The 20,391-nt window shown below is 70.7% G+C and carries 19 protein-coding genes; 4 read left to right on the top strand and 15 right to left on the bottom strand.

The window, feature by feature from the left end; translation table 11 throughout:
- Nucleotides 1-35: 35 nt before the first annotated feature.
- The 11 genes from ACOGI9_RS04795 to murA all read right to left on the bottom strand — a co-directional run bounded on the left by ACOGI9_RS04795 (nucleotide 36) and on the right by murA (nucleotide 10,964).
- Nucleotides 36-1,211: a 6-bladed beta-propeller gene (locus ACOGI9_RS04795; RefSeq protein ID WP_419858749.1), complete on the bottom strand. Its 1,176-nt coding sequence runs from the start codon at nucleotides 1,209-1,211 to the stop codon at nucleotides 36-38.
- Nucleotides 1,208-2,128: a bifunctional riboflavin kinase/FAD synthetase gene (locus ACOGI9_RS04790; RefSeq protein ID WP_419858748.1), complete on the bottom strand. Its 921-nt coding sequence runs from the start codon at nucleotides 2,126-2,128 to the stop codon at nucleotides 1,208-1,210. The genes ACOGI9_RS04795 and ACOGI9_RS04790 overlap by 4 nt, the downstream gene beginning before the upstream one ends.
- Nucleotides 2,125-3,039: a tRNA pseudouridine(55) synthase TruB gene (truB, locus tag ACOGI9_RS04785; protein WP_419858747.1), complete on the bottom strand. Its 915-nt coding sequence runs from the start codon at nucleotides 3,037-3,039 to the stop codon at nucleotides 2,125-2,127. Before truB ends, ACOGI9_RS04790 begins: the two co-directional genes overlap by 4 nt.
- The gene (gene rbfA, locus ACOGI9_RS04780) at nucleotides 3,029-3,385 is read right to left on the bottom strand and encodes a 30S ribosome-binding factor RbfA (protein ID WP_419858746.1); all 357 of its coding nucleotides are present in this window, start codon (nucleotides 3,383-3,385) and stop codon (nucleotides 3,029-3,031) included. Before rbfA ends, truB begins: the two co-directional genes overlap by 11 nt.
- A gap of 28 nt (nucleotides 3,386-3,413) precedes the next feature.
- Nucleotides 3,414-3,698, bottom strand: a complete 285-nt coding sequence (locus ACOGI9_RS04775) for a DUF503 domain-containing protein (protein WP_419858745.1) — start codon at nucleotides 3,696-3,698, stop codon at nucleotides 3,414-3,416.
- A 16-nt stretch (nucleotides 3,699-3,714) separates the two neighbouring features.
- Nucleotides 3,715-6,414, bottom strand: coding sequence for a translation initiation factor IF-2 (gene infB, locus ACOGI9_RS04770; protein ID WP_419858744.1), 2,700 nt, complete (start codon nucleotides 6,412-6,414; stop codon nucleotides 3,715-3,717).
- Nucleotides 6,411-6,755 (bottom strand): L7Ae/L30e/S12e/Gadd45 family ribosomal protein, encoded by a 345-nt coding sequence (locus tag ACOGI9_RS04765; protein ID WP_419858743.1) that lies wholly within the window; start codon nucleotides 6,753-6,755, stop codon nucleotides 6,411-6,413. The genes infB and ACOGI9_RS04765 overlap by 4 nt, the downstream gene beginning before the upstream one ends.
- 17 nt (nucleotides 6,756-6,772) lie before the next feature.
- Nucleotides 6,773-8,230: a transcription termination factor NusA gene (nusA, locus tag ACOGI9_RS04760; RefSeq protein WP_419858742.1), complete on the bottom strand. Its 1,458-nt coding sequence runs from the start codon at nucleotides 8,228-8,230 to the stop codon at nucleotides 6,773-6,775.
- A 9-nt stretch (nucleotides 8,231-8,239) separates the two neighbouring features.
- Nucleotides 8,240-8,731, bottom strand: a complete 492-nt coding sequence (gene rimP, locus ACOGI9_RS04755; RefSeq protein WP_419858741.1) for a ribosome maturation factor RimP — start codon at nucleotides 8,729-8,731, stop codon at nucleotides 8,240-8,242.
- Nucleotides 8,732-8,916: 185 nt separating this feature from the next.
- Nucleotides 8,917-9,678 (bottom strand): laccase domain-containing protein, encoded by a 762-nt coding sequence (locus ACOGI9_RS04750; RefSeq protein WP_419858740.1) that lies wholly within the window; start codon nucleotides 9,676-9,678, stop codon nucleotides 8,917-8,919.
- Complete coding sequence (murA, locus tag ACOGI9_RS04745; RefSeq protein WP_419858739.1) at nucleotides 9,675-10,964, bottom strand: UDP-N-acetylglucosamine 1-carboxyvinyltransferase; 1,290 nt, start codon at nucleotides 10,962-10,964, stop codon at nucleotides 9,675-9,677. Before murA ends, ACOGI9_RS04750 begins: the two co-directional genes overlap by 4 nt.
- A 166-nt stretch (nucleotides 10,965-11,130) precedes the next feature.
- On the opposite strand from murA, the gene ACOGI9_RS04740 reads away from it, so the two are divergent.
- Nucleotides 11,131-11,598, top strand: a complete 468-nt coding sequence (locus ACOGI9_RS04740) for a hypothetical protein (RefSeq protein ID WP_419858738.1) — start codon at nucleotides 11,131-11,133, stop codon at nucleotides 11,596-11,598.
- A gap of 22 nt (nucleotides 11,599-11,620) precedes the next feature.
- On the opposite strand, the gene ACOGI9_RS04735 is transcribed toward ACOGI9_RS04740, so the two are convergent.
- From ACOGI9_RS04735 to ACOGI9_RS04720, 4 genes are read right to left on the bottom strand one after another with little or no spacing between them, the layout of a single operon-like run.
- Nucleotides 11,621-13,930: an ATP-dependent helicase gene (locus ACOGI9_RS04735; RefSeq protein ID WP_419858737.1), complete on the bottom strand. Its 2,310-nt coding sequence runs from the start codon at nucleotides 13,928-13,930 to the stop codon at nucleotides 11,621-11,623.
- A complete protein-coding gene (locus ACOGI9_RS04730; protein WP_419858736.1) occupies nucleotides 13,927-15,165 on the bottom strand; it encodes a sensor histidine kinase in 1,239 nt (412 codons plus the stop codon). Before ACOGI9_RS04730 ends, ACOGI9_RS04735 begins: the two co-directional genes overlap by 4 nt.
- Nucleotides 15,162-16,484 (bottom strand): serine--tRNA ligase, encoded by a 1,323-nt coding sequence (gene serS, locus ACOGI9_RS04725; RefSeq protein WP_419858735.1) that lies wholly within the window; start codon nucleotides 16,482-16,484, stop codon nucleotides 15,162-15,164. The genes ACOGI9_RS04730 and serS overlap by 4 nt, the downstream gene beginning before the upstream one ends.
- Nucleotides 16,485-16,517: 33 nt before the next feature.
- A complete protein-coding gene (locus tag ACOGI9_RS04720; RefSeq protein ID WP_419858734.1) occupies nucleotides 16,518-17,090 on the bottom strand; it encodes a hypothetical protein in 573 nt (190 codons plus the stop codon).
- A gap of 193 nt (nucleotides 17,091-17,283) precedes the next feature.
- Here ACOGI9_RS04720 and ACOGI9_RS04715 point away from each other — a divergent pair, with 193 nt between their 5' ends.
- From ACOGI9_RS04715 to ACOGI9_RS04705, 3 genes are read left to right on the top strand one after another with little or no spacing between them, the layout of a single operon-like run.
- A complete protein-coding gene (locus ACOGI9_RS04715; protein WP_419858733.1) occupies nucleotides 17,284-18,333 on the top strand; it encodes a mannose-1-phosphate guanylyltransferase in 1,050 nt (349 codons plus the stop codon).
- Nucleotides 18,330-19,526, top strand: a complete 1,197-nt coding sequence (locus tag ACOGI9_RS04710; protein WP_419858732.1) for a putative sugar nucleotidyl transferase — start codon at nucleotides 18,330-18,332, stop codon at nucleotides 19,524-19,526. The genes ACOGI9_RS04715 and ACOGI9_RS04710 overlap by 4 nt, the downstream gene beginning before the upstream one ends.
- Nucleotides 19,523-20,353, top strand: a complete 831-nt coding sequence (locus tag ACOGI9_RS04705; protein WP_419858731.1) for an MBL fold metallo-hydrolase — start codon at nucleotides 19,523-19,525, stop codon at nucleotides 20,351-20,353. Before ACOGI9_RS04710 ends, ACOGI9_RS04705 begins: the two co-directional genes overlap by 4 nt.
- Nucleotides 20,354-20,391: the final 38 nt, after the last annotated feature.

The raw sequence follows: 20,391 nt of genomic DNA, 5'->3' as shown, positions 1-20,391 counted from the left end.
GCCTCGCCGTGCCGTTTCATACACAGTCCACAAAACTAGAATCGGCACGCGTCTCTGTAAAGGTAAGCTCCGGCACTCACGCGCCGGGCGTGTGCGCCGAGAAGCCCGATCGCCGCCGGGCAGTCGGGGCCGGTGAGGACGGGCTCGAAGATGACGGCGCGGGCGATCCCGCCGTCCTCCCGCACGCCGAACAGGAGGGCGTCGTCCCCGGTCCCCCGCAACGCCTCGTCGCGCCGGGTGCGCGCGATGAGGGCTCCGCTGGCGGGATCGATCACATCCAGAACGGTGTCGAGCAGCCGGTCGAGTTCGAGCGGGGACGGCGCCGCGGCGCCCGCCTCCCGGTTCTCGTCGGCGACCCAGGTGCCCGCCCACAACAGGCCCCGGTCGACGCGAAGACTGATGACGATGGACGGGGCCGGCGCCGAGACGGGTGCCCCCGGCTGCGGCGGTCCCGGGTCGAACCAGTCCGGCTCTCCGGCCAGGCGCGCGAGCGGCTCGCTCCCGCCGTCCGGATCCCACGCCGCGAACCCGTATCCGCCGGCCCGGGTCGTCCACACCCTGCCCCGCCCGTCCAGGGCGACGGGGGCGCGGAAGAAGTTGACGACCCACGACGCGACGGGCGCGGCCCCGAGGCTTGCAAGCCGGACTCCGTCGCGGCCGACGATTTCCGTCGTCGCACTCAGTCGATCGTCGATCTGGCCGAACCCCGAGACGGCATGGCGCTCCCCGGCGGCGAGGGTCACGAAATCGAGCCCGTGGAGGCTTCGGATATCCGTCGTTTCAAGCAGTTCCCCATCCGGCGAAAGATGCGTGATGCGGCGGTTGACGAGGTCGAGGATCCGAAGGCTGCCATCGGAGCCGGGACGCATGCGCCCCGGGACGCGATACTCGCCGGGCCCGTCTCCGTTCCCTCCACGGACCTCCAGGAACGCGCCGTCCGAGTCGAATACGAGCAGTTGTCCTCGGTTCTCTACACTCGCCACCACGTAGTGACCGGCGGCGGTCCGCGTGATCTCCGGGCGGCTCCCGATCGTTCCGGGGTCGCCGGAGTCGCCGAGGCGCAGCACTTCCCGGAGTTGAACCGTGCAGTCGCCCACCTCGTCCGCAATCGGCAGAGCCGACTGGGCAACGGACGGTCGCGGGACTCCCGCACAGACGACCATGGCAATGAACCACGGATACCTCGTCCGTACCTTCAGCTTGCCGATCATCCGCCCGCTTCCCTGAAGTATTCGAGACCGTCCGCGAGGTCCCGGCGCATCTGCACGGCGAGATCGTCTCCCGACTCGTACGCCCGCACCTCGCGCAGCCGGTGGAGGACATCGACGATCACACGCTCCCCGTAGATGTTACGCTCGAAATCGATGAGAAAGAGTTCGATGGCCGGCGGAGCGTCCGCAAAGGTCGGCCTGGGGCCGAGGTGCAGCAGCCCATCGACCCGCTCGGAGCCCAGCGTGGCGCGCACCGCGTAGATGCCTTCCGCCGGAAGGAGTTTCTCGGGAGGCGGCGGCGTGAGGTTGGCGGTCGGAAAACCGAGCGTTCTGCCCCGTCCCAGCCCCCGGATCACGGTCCCGCGAAACGAGTACGGGCGACCGAGGCCCGCCACGGCGCCCTCCATGTCGCCCGACGCCACCGCCCGCCGAACCCGGGTGGAGGAGATGGGCGATCCATCCGCTTCGACGCCTCCGACGACCGAGACCTCGAACCCGTGGATGCCGCCCAGCCGCTCGAGCACGGAGACGTCCCCGGCGCGTCCGCGCCCGAACCCGTGGTCGTACCCGATCACGACCTCCGCGGGGCGGAAGCACGGGACGATGAGGTGCTCCACGAACTGCTCGGGGGAGTAACGGGAGAACTCGAGCGTGAAGGAGACGAACGCGGCGTAGTCGAGCCCGAGTTGGGCGAGGATCTCCTTCTTCTCGTCCGGCAGCGTGAGGAGGGCGGGGGCAGCTTCGGGGCGCACGACGCTCAGGGGGTGAGGGTCGAAGGTGAGGAGCACGGCATGGCCGTGCCGGGCGCGCGCCCGGCGCCCGACGTCGCGCAGGATCGCCTGGTGCCCGAGGTGGACTCCATCGAAGGTCCCCATGGTGACGACGGTGCCCCGGACGTGCGGGGGGAGCCCGCTCACGCGGCAAACACCTTCTTCGGGTAGAGGCGGCCATCGCGCTCCTCGGCAATGGCGAAGAGGTCATCGGCGGCGTACAGCGCGACCGGGTTCGTGGAGCCCCCCCGCGAATCGGGCGCGCTCCCGGACGGCGGCAGCACGTCTCCGCGCTCGACCGGCCTTCCGTACCGGATCTCGTCCCGCTCTCCATCGTTCAGTTCGCGCCGCCACACCCACGGCAGCGCGGCCATCCCGGGGCGCCAGGCGGTGGACGCCTCGGCCACGGCTTCCGCCACCGCGTCGGGAGCGGTTGCCTCGTCTACCCCGAACGGGCCGATCGCGCTGCGGCGCAGCGCCGTAAGGTGCGCCCCGGGTCCGAGGTCCCGCCCGATGTCGCGGGCCAGCGCACGTACGTAGGTGCCGGTGGAGACGCTCGCGCGGAAGCGGACCCGAGGGAGATCGATGTCCGTGACCGCGATCTCGTGGATGGTCACCTCGCGTGCCCGCAGTTCGGGGCGCTCCCCGCGGCGGGCCAGCGCATAGGCGCGCTCGCCGCCGGTGCGGCGCGCCGAGTAGGAGGAGGGCACCTGGCGTCCGACGCCCTCGCGGGCCGCGAAGGAGGCCCGGATCGCCTCGCCGTCCAGCTCCCGCCAACCGGCATCCTCCGATACGGTCTTCCCCGTGAGGTCGTCCGTGTCGGTCTCCCGCCCCAGCGCCAGCGTCGCATCGTAGGATTTCGGGAGTCCGTGGTAGAGGTCGGCGAGCCGGGTGAACGACCCGACGAGCGACAGCAGGAGCCCCGTCGCGAAGGGGTCGAGCGTGCCCGTGTGGCCGATCCGGCGCACCCCCAGCTTTCGCCGTATCCGAAGGACGATGTCGTGCGACGTCGCTCCGGCCGGCTTGTCGACGAGGAGCAGACCGGCTTCAGTCGTCACGCGGCCCCGCGTCCTCGCGAGCCCGGCGCAGCAGTTCCTCGATCCGGCTCGCGTGCTCGGGCGTTTCATCCGGCAGGAAGCGGAACTCCGGGATCTTCCGCAGCCGGAGCGACCGGCCGAGTTCACGTCGTATGAACCCCACCGCGTGTTCCAGCCCCTCGACTCCCTCCGACACATCCCCGTCGGAGCGAATGTAGACGGTGGCGAAGGAGAGATCGCGGGTCGCCCGCACGTCGGTCACCGTCACTCCGTCGAGCCGCGGGTCCTTGAGCGATCCGAGCAGGAGGCGCGTGAGTTCGCGCCGGAAGAGCTCGCCCAGTCGTTCGCTCCGGTGACGATGGGTCACCCGCTCCCCCGCGCCGGTCCGCCGGCCTTCACAGGAACTCGGTCTCCGACTCGATGACGTGCGCCCTCGGGTCCGATCTCAGGAAGAGGTCGACGCGTCCGAGCACCGATTCGGCATGCCGGCGTTCGCCCGATGCGACGCAGGCCGTGATCTCGGCCATCGAGGCCCGGTCGCGGAGGCCGGTCTCGGCGGCGGAAACCCGGAACTTCACGATCGTGCGCTCGCGCAGGCCGCGGACGACCGAACGCTTTGCCTTGAGCGACCGGCAGCCCGGGAGGTGAAACACCCAGCGGCCCACCCCGATGACGGCCATGATGCCCCGCGGAAGATCAGCCCGCCGGTGCTCCGGAGAGGGTGCGCGCGACCTCCACCACCTCGTAGCACTCGATCACATCGCCGACCTTGATATCGTTGTAGTTCTCGATGGAGATGCCGCACTCGTACCCATCTCTCACCTGGCGCACATCCTCCTTGAACCGCCTGAGGCTGTCGATCCGGCCCTGGTAGATCTGGATCTGGTCGCGCAGGAGGCGGATCGGGAGGTTGCGCCGCATGGTCCCGGTCTGGACGTAGCAGCCCGCGATCGTCCCGGCCTTCGGGACGCGGAAGAGCTCGCGGATCTCGGCCATGCCGACCGTGACCTCACGCTGCTCGGGCGCGAGCAGACCTTCGAGCGCGAGACGGATCTCCTCGACCGCTTCGTAGATCACGTTGTAGATCCGGATCTCGATCGACTCGCGTTCCGCGGCGGCCGCCGCCCCGGCGTCGGGTCGGACGTGGAAGCCGACGATGATCGCCTCCGACGTCGAGGCCAGAAGAATGTCGGACTCGTTGATGCCGCCCACGGCCCGGTGGATGACCTCGACCGAGACCTCGTCGGTCGACAGCCGCTCCAGGCTGTCGGAGAGCGCCTGGACCGAGCCGTCCGTATCGCCCTTGATGACGACGTTCAGACGCGCGCCCTCGCCCGCCTTGACCGCGGCGAAGACATCCTCGAGCCGCGTGCCGGTCGCCCGGCGGCGGATATCCTTCTCCCGCTCCAGTTGCTGGCGCCGCGAGACGATCTCGCGGACCCGCGCCGCGGAGAGGACGACGAGCGAGTCGCCCGCCTGGGGGACGCCCTCGATCCCGAGCACCCGCACGGGGATCCCCGGACCGGCGCTCGTGACCTTCCGGCCGCGCTCATCGATGAGCGCGCGGACGCGTCCGCCGTGAAGTCCGCAGACGAAATCGACGCCGACTTCCAGCGTCCCCCGCTCCACGAGCACCGTCGCGACCGGACCCATGCCGCGGTCCAACTGCGCCTCGACGACCGTCCCCCGGGCCTCTCGCTCCGGGTTCGCCTTCAGCTCGAGAATCTCCGCCTGGAGAAGGACCTTCTCGAGAAGATCGTCCAACCCTTCGCCCGTCTTCGCCGAAACGTCCGCACCGAGGATCTCGCCGCCGAAGTCCTCGAGGACCACCTCGCGCGCGAGGAGCTCCCTCTTGACCCGATTCACATCCGCCGATGGGAGGTCGACCTTGTTCACCGCGACGACGATGGGCACCGACGCGTTCCGGGCGTGGCTGATCGCCTCGATCGTCTGCGGCATCACGGAGTCGTCCGCCGCCACGACGAGGATCACGATGTCCGTCACTTCCGCGCCGCGCGCGCGCATGGCCGTGAACGCCTCGTGGCCGGGCGTGTCGAGGAAGGTGATCGTCCTGCCCTCCGAGAGAACCACGTGATAGGCGCCGATGTGCTGCGTGATGCCCCCCGCCTCTCCCGCGATCACGTTCGTACTCCGGATACGGTCGAGCAGCGAGGTCTTTCCATGGTCGACATGGCCCATCACAGTCACGATGGGCGGACGGGGCACCAACTGGCTCTCGTCCTCGGGCAGGTCCTCGTCGGCGCTCGCGAGGTCCGCCTCGAACCCCTCCTCGCGGATCGCCGTGAAGCCCGCCTCCTCGCAGATGAGTTCGATCTGGCCGAAGTCGAGTCGCTGATTGATCGTCACCATGAGACCGAGGTTCTTGAACGCCGAGGTGATGATGGCTTGCGGCGGGACCTCGATCAGGTCGGCGAGCTCCGACACGGTGAGGAACTCGTTGACCCGAACCGTCGCCTTCTCCGTGCGCTGTTCGAGCTCGCGCTGCTCGCGCTCCGCTTCGCGCTGCTGTTGCTGCGTTTCCCGACGCCGCTTCCGCGGCGAGGACTGCCCCATCGCGGCCAGCGTCTTGCGGAAATTCTGCTGGACCGCGTTCCGATCCACGCGCCGCCGCTTTTTTCCGTCTCCGCCGCGAGACTTCTTGCGGCCATCGACCGTGTAGCCTTCGGCCGAGATTCGCACCTTGCCGCCGGGGCCCGCCGAGGCCCTGGGGCCCGCGGGCGCCGTCGGGGCGGCGGGCGACGGCATGTCACGGCGGACCGGCTTCGGCCGACGTGCGGAGCGCGGCGGCGCGGACGGCGTCTCCGCCTCCTCCGCCGGCTCCGCGGATTCCGCTTCCGGCTCGGTGACTTCCGGCTCGGCGACTTCCGCCTCCGCAACCTCGACACTCGCTTCCGACTCCGTCGGCTCGGCTTCCTCGGCGGCGGGAACCTCGTCCACCTCGGCGGGCTCCGGGGCGACTTCGGCTTCAGACTCGAATTCGGTCTCCGCCTGCGGGGCCTCGGTCCCGGTTTCGGGCTCGGCCTCGGCCTCGGCCGGAGATTCGACTTCGGGCGCCTCCGCGGCCGCCGTCGTGGCCTCTTCCGTCGCCTCGGGGGCGGGGCCAACCCCTTCTTCGACGTCGACTTCCGGCGTCGCGGCAGTGAGCGACGCCGGAGCCGCCCTCCGCCGGCGACGGCGTCGCCGCACGGGGGCCGCGGTGCCGGTGACCGCCTCACCCCTCCGTTCGCGTTCGAGCCGCGCGTGCAGACGTGCCACGCTCGCCGAGTCCACGCTCGACATGTGGCTCCGCACGGGCACCTCCATCTCCCGCAGCAACTGGATGAGGTGACTCGTGTCGAGTCTCAGTTCCTCTGCGACCTCGAAGACACGCTTCATTGTCCAGGCACCTGCCCTTCCGGATCTCCCTGCGACCCGGAGCTTTCGTCACGCCGCGAAGGCGTGCGCTCCCCTTCGAGAATCCGCTGCGCCAGCGCCGAATCCGTGACGCCGACGACGGCTACATCGTTCCGTCCGAGCGCCCGTCCGAGCGCCCGGCGACTCGCCACCGTTACCCGCGACGCCCGCCGCGCCTGTGGCGTGAGGCGGCCCACCGCATGCCGCGATGCGTCGCCCGCGACCACGAGCAGGGCGAGCCTTCCCCTGCGCGCCGCGATGTCCACGGCCCGGGTTCCGAGCGCGACCCGTCCCGCGCGCGTCGCGATCCCCAGCAAGCTCAACGTCCCGCCGCCGCGCTTCAGGCGGTCCCCTCGCCCGAGGCCGCCGTGCTCAGCGCATCGGCCGCCTCCGCGGGTTCCGGCTCCGGCGGCACATCCACGGGTTCCGGCTCCGGCGGCACATCCACGGCCGCTGCGTCCGAGGGCGCCTCGGCAGCCGCCTTCGCGGCCGCGGCGCCCTCCGTCTGCGCCTCGTCCACGACGGTCAATTCGTCGATGAGCGCTTCCAGCGTATCCGCCTCGTCCGGCCCGATCCCCGGAACCTGGAGGAAATCGCTCCGGTCCATGTCGAGGAGTCCATAAAAGCTGCCGATCCCGGCCGCCTCGAGCGCCGCAAGCGTCGCGGGGGCGATCCCCTCGAGCTCGGAGAGCGGGAAGTCGGACATCTCGTACTCGTCATCGCCTCCGAACAGGCTGGCCTCTCCGCCGCGCTCCATCCAGTCACGGCTGGAATACAGGTCGATCTGCCAACCAATGAGTTGCGACGCCAACCGCACGTTCTGTCCGTTTCGTCCGATCGCCAGCGACAGCTGATCCTCATCCACGATCGCCGTAATGACGTGTCGCTCCTGATCCGAGATCACCTTGGCGACCCGGGCCGGAGCCAGGGCGCGGCGGGCGAAGATCTCGGGGTCCGGGTGCCACGGGACGATGTCGATCCGCTCCCCGCTCAACTCCGACACGACGGCCTGGACGCGCGACCCCTTCAGGCCCACGCAGGCCCCGACCGGGTCGACGGACTCATCCCGGGACGCGACGGCCACCTTCGTGCGCCCGCCCGCCTCACGAACGATCTCCTTGATGTCCACGATATTCTGGTAGATCTCCGGCACCTCGAGCGCGAACAGCGAAGCGACGAACTGGGGGTCCGCCCGCGACAGGATGAGTCGCGGACCGCGCGGCGTCTCCTCCAGCAGCTTCAGCACGGCACGGATCGGTTCGCCCTGCCGGAAGCGTTCCCGCGGGTTCTGTTCCCGCCACGGGATGATCGCCTCGGCTTCCCGCGACCGGTTCAGCATCACGACGAGTTTGCCGCGCTCGCTCGCCTGCACCTCGCCCGAAACGAGGTCCCCTACCCGATCGTTGAACTCCATGCGGATCCGGTCGCGTTCTCCCTCGCGGATGCGCTGAATGATCCTCTGCTTGGCGGCCATCACCGCGCTGCGTCCGAAATCCCTGAAATCGACGGGGATCTCCATGAGGTCGCCGACCTGGAAGTCGGGATCATCCCAGCGAGCCTGCTCCAGCGTCACTTCCCGTGCCGGATCCTCGACCTCCTCGACGACTTCCTTGAGGACGACGATCGAGATGTCCCCTCCATCGGTGACGTCGATTTCCGCATCGACCGGACCGCCGAAACGACGGGCGAGCGCCGCGTGGATGCCTTCGCGGATGAGATCATGCAGCTCCAGCTCCGTCAGCGACTTGTTGGCCGCCATCATGCGGAACGCTTCAACGATCGGGATCTGATCGCTCATTGCCCCTCTCTATCTCCCACCCACACCTCCGGCCGCGTCCCAGTCGTAGACCAGGCGGGCGGAGGCCACGAGCTCCAGCGGGATCTCCACGCGATCCCCTTCGATCTCCAGCGCGAACGTCCCGGGACGTCCCTTCACCATCCCGAGCAGCGTGCCTTCCAGTTTTCGGCCTCGGTCGGCCAGCGGACCGTAGCCCCGGACGCGAATCCGCGACCCGGCAAAGCGGTCGTAGTCCACGGGCTTGACCAGCGGCCGTTCCACTCCCGGCGACGACACTTCGAGCACCCAGTCCTCGTCGGCCCCATCTTCAAGTGCGCCACGCAGTTCCCTCGTCACCGCGACGCAGTCGTCGACGGTCACGCCCGACCGCGGGTTCGACAAACCGGGCCGATCGATCCGGAGCCGCAGCAACGGCCGCTGACGGCCTCCGCCCCGCTCCATTTGCACGACCTCGAAGCCGAGGGCTTCGACCGCGCGTTCGATGTCCGCCGAGTCCAGCATGACCGACCCTTTCGGCGAATCCGGTTCGCCCTACTGCAAAAAAAAGTGGGGCCCGTACAGCTTCCCCACTTCGAGTAACGCCATCGCCCGCCGGCCCGCACGGACGTATGTGAACATGCGACCCGGAACATACGGCGGGGCCCGACCCGCTGCAACAGCCGGCGCTGCTCGCCGGCGTCGCCGGTTCAGTCGCTCCGCAGCCCCAGGAAGGCGGCCATCCGTCCCGCCGTACCGCCGCTCGCGCGGTGTGAATGAAGGTCGCCGGGGCCGCACGACGTGCAGAAACGGGAGATCGTAAGCGCGCCGGGTGCGACGCCGGCCGCCGCGGCCTGGGCGGCGAGGATGCGCCTCAAGTCGAGTTGCGCGCGCGTGCCGCCGAGGCCGAAGGCCGAGAGCACGGGGGTGTCGACCTCGTAGCAGTCCCCGCAGATCGCCGGCCCCAGATGGACACGGAGATCCCCGGCGGCGCCGGAGGAGCCGCGGTCGAAGCCGCGAACGAGCCGGGCGATCGCGCGCGGAAGGATGCCCGCCGCGGCCCCCCGCCATCCCGCGTGGATCAGCCCGATGCGTCCGCGTTCGCGCGACCACAGATAGACGGGCACGCAATCGGCGGCCGTCGCGGCCAGGAGCCAGCCGGACCCCTCCGCGAGCTGGCCGTCCACGCGACCCGCCCGGTGGACCGTGCAGGCCCCCGAGTCGGAGACGGTCGAGGCGCCGATCTCCCGGAGATCCGTACCGTGGACCTGAGTCGGCACCGAGACCCGGCGGAAGCCGAGTTCGCGGGCCAGGTCCTCGTAGACCGAGGCCACGTGCTCCGGAGAAGCCTCCGCGACCGCGAGGTCCCCGCGCTCGGCCGTCGTGATCCCGCACACGATGTTCGGATCGAGCGCCTCCCACCGCGACAGCCGCAGCATGCCGTCCCCGGGAATCTCCGCGACCTCCGTCATGCGCGTTCCGGCGCCACCCGTTCGATGCGGGCCCCCAACGACGCGAGGCGTTCGTGGATGCGCTCGTAGCCGCGTTCGATCTGCCCGATGTTGTGCACGCGACTCCCGCCTTCCGCGGCCAGCGCCGCGATGAGCAGCGCCATGCCGGCCCGGATGTCGGGGCTCTCGAGCGTCGCCCCGCGCAGCGGCGAAGGTCCGACGACGACCGCCCGGTGCGGATCGCAGAGGACGATGCGGGCGCCCATGGCGATCACCTTGTCGACGAAGAACATCCGCGACTCGAACATCTTCTCGTGGATGAGGACGGTGCCTCTGCACTGGGTCGCGGCCACCAGCGCGATGCTGATCAGATCCGCGGGGAACGCCGGCCAGGGCCCGTCGTCGATCTTCGGAATCTGACCGCCGAGGTCGGGCTGGATCTCCAGCTCTCCCGCGCCGTGCACGAGGAGGTGGTCATCGCGCCACGCGAATTCGAGGCCGAGCCGTCGGAATCCCACGCGGAGGGGGTCGAAGTGGGTCGGATCCACTCCGGCGATTCGAAGGGTTGAGCCCGTCGCCGCCGCCAACCCGATCACGCTTCCGATCTCAATGTGATCCGGCCCGATCCGGAAGGTTCCGCCACCCAGGGTCTCCACGCCGTCGATGACGAGCCGCGAAGTCCCGATGCCGTCGATGCGGGCGCCGAGCGTGACGAGAAAGCGGCACAGGTCCTGCACGTGGGGTTCCGTGGCGGCGTTGCGAAGTTCCGTCGTGCCCGTCGCCGTCGCTGCCGCGAGCACGGCGTTCTCCGTCCCCGTCACGGACGGCTCGTCGAGGAACACGGAAGCGCCGCGGAGACCGGGCGCGCGCAGGACGTAGCGGTCTCCGACATCGACCGTCGCGCCGAGCGCCTGCAGCGCAAGCATGTGGGTGTCGAGGCGGCGGCGCCCGATGAAGTCCCCTCCGGGGTGCGGGAGCTGGCACGACCCAATGCGGGCGAGCATGGGGCCCGCGAGCAGCACCGATCCGCGGATCCGGCCGGCCAGGTCCGCATCGGGGATCGCCCGCCGATTCACGCCGGCGGCATCGAGTTCGAGAACGCCCGGCGCCGTCCAGTCACCCTCGACGCCGAGACTGCGGAGAAGGTCGAGCAGCGTCTCCACGTCGGTGATGCGCGGGACGTTCTCGATGCGCACCGGCTCGCGCGTGAGGAGCGTGGCGGCGAGGATCGGGAGGGCGGCGTTCTTGTTTCCGACGGGCGTGAACACGCCGCTCAGCTCGTTCCCACCCTCGATCCGATAGTACATCGCGCCTCCTCCCCCCGTTCCCGCCTCCGCCTTGCCGGCACCGCGCGCCAAAGTAGCCGGCGGACAGAGGGCGGCCTAGGTTCAGGCGAAATGCAGCGCCGCTCGAACGCAGTGGGGTTTTGCCGCGGACTGCCAGTCAGTCCGACTCACTTACGGGGGAGCCGCAGTGACCACATACGAGATCGCGGTCGTGGCCGGGATGGCGGTTTGGCTCGTCGTCGCGCTGGCGATTCTCATCGTCCTCCTGCACGCGATTCGCCTGTTGCGCGAAACCCGCGAGCCGCTGGGACAGATCTCGGGTACGGTCACCGACCTCAGCGACCGCCTCAAGCCGGTGCTGCACAACGTCGAACAGGCGAGCGACCAGGCCCGGCGCATCGCGGGCCGACTCCGGGACGACGCGGACGGCGTGGGACAGGCACTGAAGAGCGCGAGCGAATCCACCGGCCGCATGGTGGACCTGGTCGAGGAGCGGGTGGTGGAGGTCGCGGCGCTGCTGGCCGTCGTCCAGGAGGAGGCCGAGGAGACGTTCCTGACGACGGCCTCCCTGCTGCGCGGACTCCGGCGCGGCAAGGACAACGTCTCGACCGCGAAGCGCGTGGTCCGGGCGCTCGGGGACCGCGGCGGAGAGTGACCGGGGCGGACGGGCCCGGCTGCTAGGCCGGGCGCAGCCCCGCGTACGCGACGACGACTTTCTTCCGGCCGACCGTCTCGAACGCGATATCGGCCTTGGCCTCCCTCCCGAAGCCGTACACCTGCAGCACCTCGCCGGCCCCGAAGCGCGGATGCACCACGCGTACGCCCGGGGTGAGCGAGAGCGGCACCTGCGAGTCTTCGTAGTCGTACTCGAGCTCTCCCGGAGGTCCCGACCCTCCATCCGCACCGGCGGCGGCGGCGCGGCCCGATCCGCGGTCCGGGCTCCTCTGCCAGGCGAAGGAGCGACCTCCCGGCTCGCTTCCGCCCGCCGGTCGGCGGCCGGCCCCGAGGGCGTCCCGGGCACGCCATCGCCCCCGGCGCGGCGCCGCGAGCCGCGGAAGCACGTGTTCCTCCGGGAGTTCATCGATGAAGCTCGACGGGGCCGAGCGGCTCGCCATCCCCGCCCGCCAGCGGTGGTCGGCATACGTCAGGCTCAGCCGGTCCATCGCCCTCGTGACCCCCACGTAGAAGAGGCGCCGCTCCTCTTCCAGCCCGCCCGGCGCCTCCACCGCCCTCGAGAGAGGAAACAGGCCCTCCTCCAGCCCGCCCAGAAAGACCACCGGGAACTCGAGTCCCTTCGCATTGTGCAGCGTGATCATCGTCACCGCTTCACCGTCGAAGTCCGCCTCATCGAGGTCGGAACGCAGGGACACGGACTGCAGGAACAACTCCAGATCCGTGGCTTCGTCGTCGGGGTCCTCCACGTCGTCGCGCTCGAACGCCTCCGCCGCCGCGAACAGTTCGCTCACGTTCTCCAGGCGGTCCGCGCCGTCCTCCTCCTCCGCCAGCGCCGTGGCCAGACCGAAGGTCGCGACGCAGGCCTCGAGCGCTTCCCGGGCGCCGCAGGCCGGAAGCGAAGCCCGTACGTCGGCGAGCCCGTCCGTGAACCGCCTCAGGCCGCGCGCCGCCGCCCTCGGGATGCCGTCTTCGTGCCGCGCCCGCGCCGCGACCGCCGCGAGGGGCTCCACGGCCGCGCCCGCGACGGCGCCCGCGCGGGCGAGTGCCTCCAGCCGCTCCAGGCTCTTCGCTCCGACCCCGCGCCTCGGCCACCCCACGGCGCGCATGAACGCGGCGTCGTCCGCCGGGTTCACGAGAAGGCGCAGGTAGGCGATGACATCCTTTACCTCGCGACGTTCGTAGAAGGGGACACCTCCCACGATCCGGTACGGGATCCCGGAGCGCCGGAACGCCTCCTCGAAGGCCCGCGACTGGGCGTTCGTCCGGTACAGCACCGCGAACTCGTTCAGGCCCCGGGTGTCGCGGCCCGCCTCGATCCGCGACGACACCCACGCCGCCTCCGCCCGCTCGTCATCGCAACGGACGACCTCGATCGGATCGCCGGCCTCCCGCTCGGTGTGCAGCCGCTTCGGTTTCCTTGCGAGGTTCCGTGAGATGACCGCGTTCGCGACCTCGAGAATCGACCCCGTCGAGCGATAGTTCCGCTCCAGCCGCACGACGTGCGCGCCGTGGAAGTCGGCCTCGAAGTCGAGGATGTTCCGGATGTCCGCTCCGCGCCATCCGTACACCGCCTGATCGTCGTCCCCCACGACGCAGAGGTTCCCGTGTTTCGAGGCCAGCGTCTTCACCATCCGGTACTGGGCGTGGTTCGTGTCCTGGTATTCGTCCACGAGTACGTGGGCGAAGCGGGCGGCGTAGCGGTCCCGCACGCCGTCCACCGTCTCCAGCAGGCGCACCGTCTCGAACAGGAGGTCGTCGAAATCGTAGGCGTTGCGCCGTGCGAGTTCGCGCTGGTACGCGGGGTAGACCTTCGCCACGACCTCGGCGAGCAGGTCGAAAGCCTCGGACTCGTACTCGGCGGGACCCAGGAGCGCGTTCTTCGCGCTGGAGATCCGGCCACGCAGCGCGCGGGGGGCCCAGCGCCTGGGGTCGTACCCCTCCGACTCCATCACATCCCTGAGCGTGCGGATGGAGTCATCCTCGTCGTAAATCGTGAAGGCGCGCGAGCGGGACGTGTGCGGGGCCTCGATGCGAAGGAGGCGGGCGGCGACCGAGTGGAACGTGCCGATCCACAGGCCCCGGGTGGAACGGCCGATGAGCCCCTCGATCCGTTCCCGCATCTCGCCGGCGGCCTTGTTCGTGAAGGTGACGGCGAGGAGGCGTGTGGGCTCCAGCCCCTCCTCGATGAGCCGGGCGGCCCGCGCCGTGAGCACCCGCGTCTTGCCGGAACCCGCGCCTGCGAGGACCAGCAGCGGTCCTTCGCCGTGCTCCACCGCGTCCCGCTGCTCCGGGTTGAGGCGGAGTCCCCTCACGTCCCCCGTTTCCCGGGACGGTGACGCGGCAGCTCGATCCGGAAGCTCGCGCCCCGCCCCGTGTCCTCGAGGCGGATGGAGCCATCGTGCATGTCCTCGATGATGCGCCGCGTGAGGGACAGGCCGACCCCCCAGCCATGCTTCTTGGTCGTGACGCCGATGTTGAAGATCTTGTCCCGGAGCGCGGGAGGGATCCCCGGTCCGGTGTCCAGCACCCGGAACACGGAACGCTTGCCGCTCGGGCCGAGGTGGGAGATCACGATCCGGCCGCCATCCGGAGCCAGCGCGTCGATCGCGTTTCTGATCAGATTTTCGAACGCCCACTCCAGGAGCGTCGGGTTGCCCAGCACCTCGGGCGACTCGGGCTCCATCTCCACGGCGATCTCGATCTTGCCGGTGCGGGAGAGCGTGGGAAGTCGCGCCTCGAAGTACTGCCGAAGCTGGATGGCCGTGGCGCGCACGGACATGGGCTCGAGCTTCGGCTTGTGGCCGATGAGTTCGAAGCGGCGCGACACCTTCTGGAGGCGTGTCACATCCGCCGCCATCTCGTCGATGAGATCCGGTTGTCCCACCTCCGATCCCCGGGGGCGCGGCCGGTCCTCGAGGACCTCCAGCCAGCCGACGAGCGAACTGAGCGGGGTGCCCATCTGATGCGCCGATTCCCTGGCCATGGCGGACCAGATGCGCTCCCGCTCACTCCGGAAGGAGAGGAAGAGGAGCCAACCTCCGCTGCCGAGGATGACGACGAGCGACGCCGCCTGCAGCCACGGGACGAGGCGGAGACGGCTCGTGAACTCGGGATCGCCGAAGTGGACCTGCAGGCCGGGCGCCTCGAAGGGCGGCCGCAGCGCGTCGAGTTCGACCACGAATTCGCGCAGCGCCTCGTCGTCCGGGTCGTCCGGGTCGCCGGTCGGGCCGAGCGGGAAGTCGTCGGGCAGGTGCGCGGAGCTGCTCGGGTTCCCCAGGGTATCGGTGATCACGATCGGGATGCGGAGGCGCCGGACCTGGGCGCCCACCTGCTGCGATGCCTGGTTCCAGAGTTCGTTCTGTTCCTCGATCGTGAGGTTGCCCGCCGCGGCCGCGATGCTGATGGCCGTCAACTGCCCGAGGACCGCGGCGTCGAGCCGGCGTTCCTCCGCCTGCTGACGCGAGAAGATGGCGGACCACACGAGGACGCCCGTGGACAGCACCGCGAGCAGCAGCGCGCCGCCGCGCCGGTTCCAGAGCCGGATCACGGGCAGGACTCGAGCCGATCGAACCCGAGATAGGGGTGGAGAATCTCCGGCAGCAGGATCCCCTCGCCCTCGCGGAAGCCCGTCTCGAGCAACACCACGATGAGCCGGGCCAGGGCCAGCGCCGAACCGTTCAGCGTGTGGACGTGCAGGGGACGCCCCCCGCCCTGGGGCCGGAAGCGGATATCGGAGCGCCGCGCCTGGAAATCCCCGTACGACGAGCAACTGGACACCTCGAGCCACGCCTCGACGCCGGGAGCCCAGATCTCCAGGTCGTACGTGATCGCGTTCGCGAATCCGAGATCTCCCAGCGGGAGCAGAACCCGTCGGTAGGGGACTTCCAGGAGCTCGAGCACCCGCTCCGCGTGGCGGGTCAGAAGCTCCAGTTGCGCCTCCGATTCCTCGGGACGGCAGATGCGGACGATCTCCACCTTGTCGAACTGGTGAACCCGCAGGAGCCCGCGCGTATCGCGGCCCGCGGCGCCGGCCTCCCGCCGGAAGCAGGGCGTGTGCGCGACGTAGGCCAGCGGCAGGTCCCCCGCGGACAGGATCTCTCCCCGGTGCAGATTCGTGAGGGGCACCTCGGCCGTGGGCACCAGGAAGAGGTCGTCGGGGTCCGTTCGGTAGGCGTCGTCCTCGAACTTGGGGATGTGACCGGTCCCCATCATCGAATCCCGCGAGACGACGAGAGGGGGCAGGACCTCCAGGTATCCGTGCTCGCGGACGTGCAGGTCCAGCATGAACTGAACGAGCGCGCGGCTGAGGCGGGCGCCGCCCCCGACGAGGAGCGGAAAGCCGGAGCCCGCGATCTTCGCACCGCGCTCGATATCCAGGGACGGCGTCTTGCCGCCCGGCAGCGCGCCGCCGCCGGGATCCGTATGGCCGTGCGTCGCCCCGAGCACCCAGTGCGGCGGCACCTCGCCCTTCCGCGGGGCGCCCCACTCCGCGACCGTCGGCCCTTCTCCTTCCTCTCCGGGCGGGACGCGGGGGTCGGGGATGTTCGGGATCTGCAGGAGGCCATCGCGCAGCTCCGCCTCGGTGCGCGCCAGGTCCGCATCGAGGGCCCGGATCCGCGCGGCCACGTGGCGCATGGCCTCGATCTCCGCCGATGCGTCCTCTCCCCTGCCCTTCGCGGCGCCGATCGCCTTCGACGCCGTGTTCCGCTCGGCCTTGAGGACTTCCACTTCCCGGATCAGGCGGCGGCGGACCTCGTCCGTCCGCAGCGTCTCCTCCACGAGTCCCGCGGCGTGCTCGTCGCCGCGTTTCCGCATGGCGTCGCGGACGAGTTCGGGGTCGTCGCGGAGGGTTCTGAGGTCAAGCATGTCGGTGGGGGGCGGGATCGGCCGGACGGGACGTCACAACGAACCGTGCGTTCCCGGTTCGAGGACGATGTCTCCGCAGTTCGGGTTCACCAGGTGGCGGAAGACGAGCGTGCCCGCTTCGGGATCGATGGAGAGCACCTGCAGCTTCGCGTAGCGGCTGCACGCGAGAAAGTTGTTCGGGTCGACGCGACTGCGCGCGATGAGCACGTCCCCCGGCTGCACCGCGACGGGCGCGTTCAGCGTGTACCCCTGCTCCGGGGCCTCGAGCACGGCGTCGAAGCGTTCGCCGGTGATCTGCAGACCCGCATCCGTTACGCTGTCCGCGACCGCCGAGAAGGGGACGAGTTCCGGCGCCCCGTCCCGGATCCGAAAGAGGAAATCCCAGTTCAGCGTCTGGTCCACGCGAGCCGGGACCGCGAGTACGATGTCGAACGCCGGAGGATCTTCGAGGCGGCCCGTCACGTAGTCATACAGCGTGACCTCCGTCGGCGTGAGCGGGACATCGCCGAGGAAGGCATCGAACGGATCGTCGCAGGCCGTCGCCGCGAGTGCGAGGACCAGCGCTCCGAGCCGGATGGACGGACAGGTTCGGTGTCGGGGGAACATGGCGCGAAAACTGTCGCCCGGGGGGGACTCGGGCAAGAAAAAACACCCCGGCGCAGCGGGATCGGCCGAGCGGGCCGGCAACGTGGCGCGGCACCCGCGGCGTCCGTAGCTTGGCCGCGTCGCGGCCGGCCCGCGGCGGGAAGATCCCGGCGCACGCGAGGGCGGTTCGGAGGACGGGAGGGAGGCTCTGTCGGTGCACCTCGACGCGTACTGCGCGGTCCTCGCGGGCGGGATCGGCCGCCGGTTCTGGCCCGCGTCGACCCCGGCCCGTCCGAAGCAGCTCCTGCCCCTGGCCGGTCCCAACCCGCTCATCGAGGATACGCTCGCCCGTGCCGTCGCGCTGGTGGGCCCCGCGCGCGTGCGGGTCGTCGCGGCCGAACGCCTCGTGAAGCTCATGCGCCCGAGCCTGGATGCGGCGGGCGTCGATGCGCTCATCGAGCCGAAGGCGCGCGGAACCGGGCCGGCCCTCGTCTGGGCCGCGGCCGAAATCGAGCGGGCTCACCCGGGCGCCCTGATGATCTCCATGCACGCGGACCACCGCATCGAGCCCCCGGAGGCGCTCGCCGAGACGCTGCGGCCGGCCCTCCAAGCGGCCCGGGAGGGGTACCTGTGCTGCGTCGGCGTGCGGCCGGACCGTTCCGAGACCGGCTTCGGGTACGTGGAGACCGGACGAGAGACCGACTCCGGCGCACTGGAGGTGCGGCGTTTCGTGGAGAAGCCGGATCCCGCCACGGCCCGAAAATACCTGAAGTCGGGACGCTTCCTTTGGAACTCCGGCATCTTCGTATGGCGAGCCGCCGACCTGCTCGAGGCCGCCCGACGTAGCGCGCGCGAACTCGCGGGAGCCTGGCCGGCGCTGGAACGCGGCGATGCGGAGGGTTTCTACGCCCGCGCCGAGCCGGTCGCGATCGACGTCTGCGTGATGGAGCGAGCCGAGCGCGTGGCCGCCGTGGAGGCCCGATTCGCCTGGGACGACCTCGGCGTGTGGAGCGCGCTCCTGCGCTCCAGGGAGGTGGACGAGGCGGGAAACGCTTCGGTCGGCTCCGCTCGTCTCATCGACGCGGCGGACAACGTCGTGTGGACCGAGTCCTGCCGGGCCACGGTGATCGGAGTGTCGGATCTCGTCATCGTGGAGGCGAACGGCGAACTCCTCGTGATGCCGCGCGAAGAGGCCGCGGGACTCGACGCTCGCCTGGGACGGATCGACCCGGACCCGTCATCCTCTTCCGAAGCGCCGCGTTGACGACGCTGATCATGTTCGACGACGACCGGGCGGACGGCTGGGCCCCTTTCGCGCTCACCCGGCCGTGCGGCGAACTCATCTTCGGCCGCTGGACGTTGCGCGAGCGGCTGGAACGGGTCGCCCGAACGCGCGTGGCGGGTCACGTGACGCGCCCATGGCTGCGCCGGTACGCGGAGCCCGGGGCGCCGCGCTGTCTGGATCCGGACGGGCTTTTCGCGCCCTGTACCGCCTGGAACGCCCGGGCCGTCCCGTCGCTCGACGCGGGGTGGAGCGGCGCGCCCGCCAACCTCTGGGTCGCCGATCGGCTGGCGGGCGTCCGCCTGGGCGCCGACGCCGAGCCGCCGCGGGCGGACTGGTTCGCCGCGCCCCGCCCCCGGCCCGGGCTGCCCGACCGCGCGGTCCCCGGCGCCTGGCTTCGACACCCGTGGGACCTCGTGTCCGCCGGATCCGACCGGCTGGCCGCGGACCTGGCGGCCGCGCCGGGCCCGGAGGCGCCGGAACTTCCGGACGGCTGCTGGCGCCTCGGGGACGCCCCGATCCGCTTCGGCGAGGGCGCGCACGTGGAACCCGGCGTGCTCTTCGATGCGCGCGAGGGCCCGATCGAACTCGGTGCCGGAGTCCGGGTCCGCGCCGGCACCCGACTCGGCGGGCCGCTCTACGCGGGAGCCGGCTCGCAGCTCCTCGGGGGCCACATCTCCCGCTTTTCGGGGGGACCCCGCTCCCGGGTGCGCGGCGAGGTCGACCGCGTCACGACCCTGGGCTATTCGAACAAGGCGCACGACGGGTTTCTCGGCCATGCGTACCTCGGCCGCTGGGTCAACCTCGGCGCGGCCACGGTGAACAGCGATCTCAAACACACGTATGGTCCGATCCGGGTAGGGCCGCCGGGCGCGCGGCGGGACACCGGGCTCCTCAAGTTCGGCTGCCTGCTCGGCGACCACGTGAAGACCGGCGTCGGCACTCGGCTGGAAACCGGCACGGTCGTCGGCGCCGGCTCCAGCCTTTTCGACCCCGAGTCGCCGCCCCGGTGGGTGGAGCCATTCTCGTGGGGAGGGGGCCGGAGCCCGGAGCCGCACCGCCGCGGCGACTTCCTCTCCACCGCCGTCCGGGTCGTCGAGCGCCGGGGGCTCGAAGGGACCCGGGAATTCCGGGACTGGCTGGGCGACGTCTGGGACGAGGCCCGCGGCGCGTGAGCCTGACGGTCGCCTCACTGGGCTCGGGCAGCCGCGGCAACGCGTTCCTCGTGGAGGGCGACCGCGCCCGCGTGCTCGTCGATGCGGGGTTCTCGGGGGTTCAGCTCGCCCGTCGACTCGCCGAACTCGACGTGGAGCCCGAGGCCATCGACCTCGTCGTCGTCACGCACGAACACCGGGATCACGCGGCGGGCATCGGCATCGGAGCACGCCGCTGGGGCTGGCCACTCGCGATGAACCCCCCGACACGCCGCGCCTGCGCCCCCCTTCTGCGCGGGCAGGAGCGATGCGGGGACCTGCCGCTCACGGGACTCGAGATCGGCGACCTCTCGATCGAGGCCGCCCCCACCGCGCACGATGCCGCGAAACCCGTCGCCGTCACGGTCCTGCACCGGCCCACGGGCCTGCGCGTGGGGATCGCGACGGACCTCGGGAGACCGACGATGCCGGTCCGCGTGGCGCTCCGGGAATGCGCCTTTCTCGTGATGGAAGCGAACCACGATGAACACCGTCTGCGGGCCGCTTCCTATCCCTGGCGGGTCAAGCAGCGGATCGGGGGCAGCCGCGGACATCTCTCCAACCGGCACGCCGCCGAGTTCGCGCGGGAACTCGCGCACCCGGGACTGGGCGGGATCCTGCTCGCCCACCTGAGCCAGGAGTGCAACGACCGGGAACTCGCCCTGGACAGGGTCGCGGAAGGCCTGGCGCCGGCGGGATACGATGGACTACTGGACGCCGCCGCTCAGGAGGAACCCAGTCCCCGCTACGACGTGGCCGAGCTTGCGAGGGCCCGCGCCGACGCCGAACAGCTCTCTCTCCCGATCTGACGCCGGCCCTGCGCGCGGCCCACCGTCGGTCTGCCCGC

The sequence above is a fragment of the Candidatus Palauibacter irciniicola genome, assembly GCF_965208695.1.
Taxonomy (GTDB): domain Bacteria; phylum Gemmatimonadota; class Gemmatimonadetes; order Palauibacterales; family Palauibacteraceae; genus Palauibacter; species Palauibacter irciniicola.
Note: the sequence above shows the minus strand (reverse complement) of the source record. Positions and strands in the feature narration are given on the sequence as shown.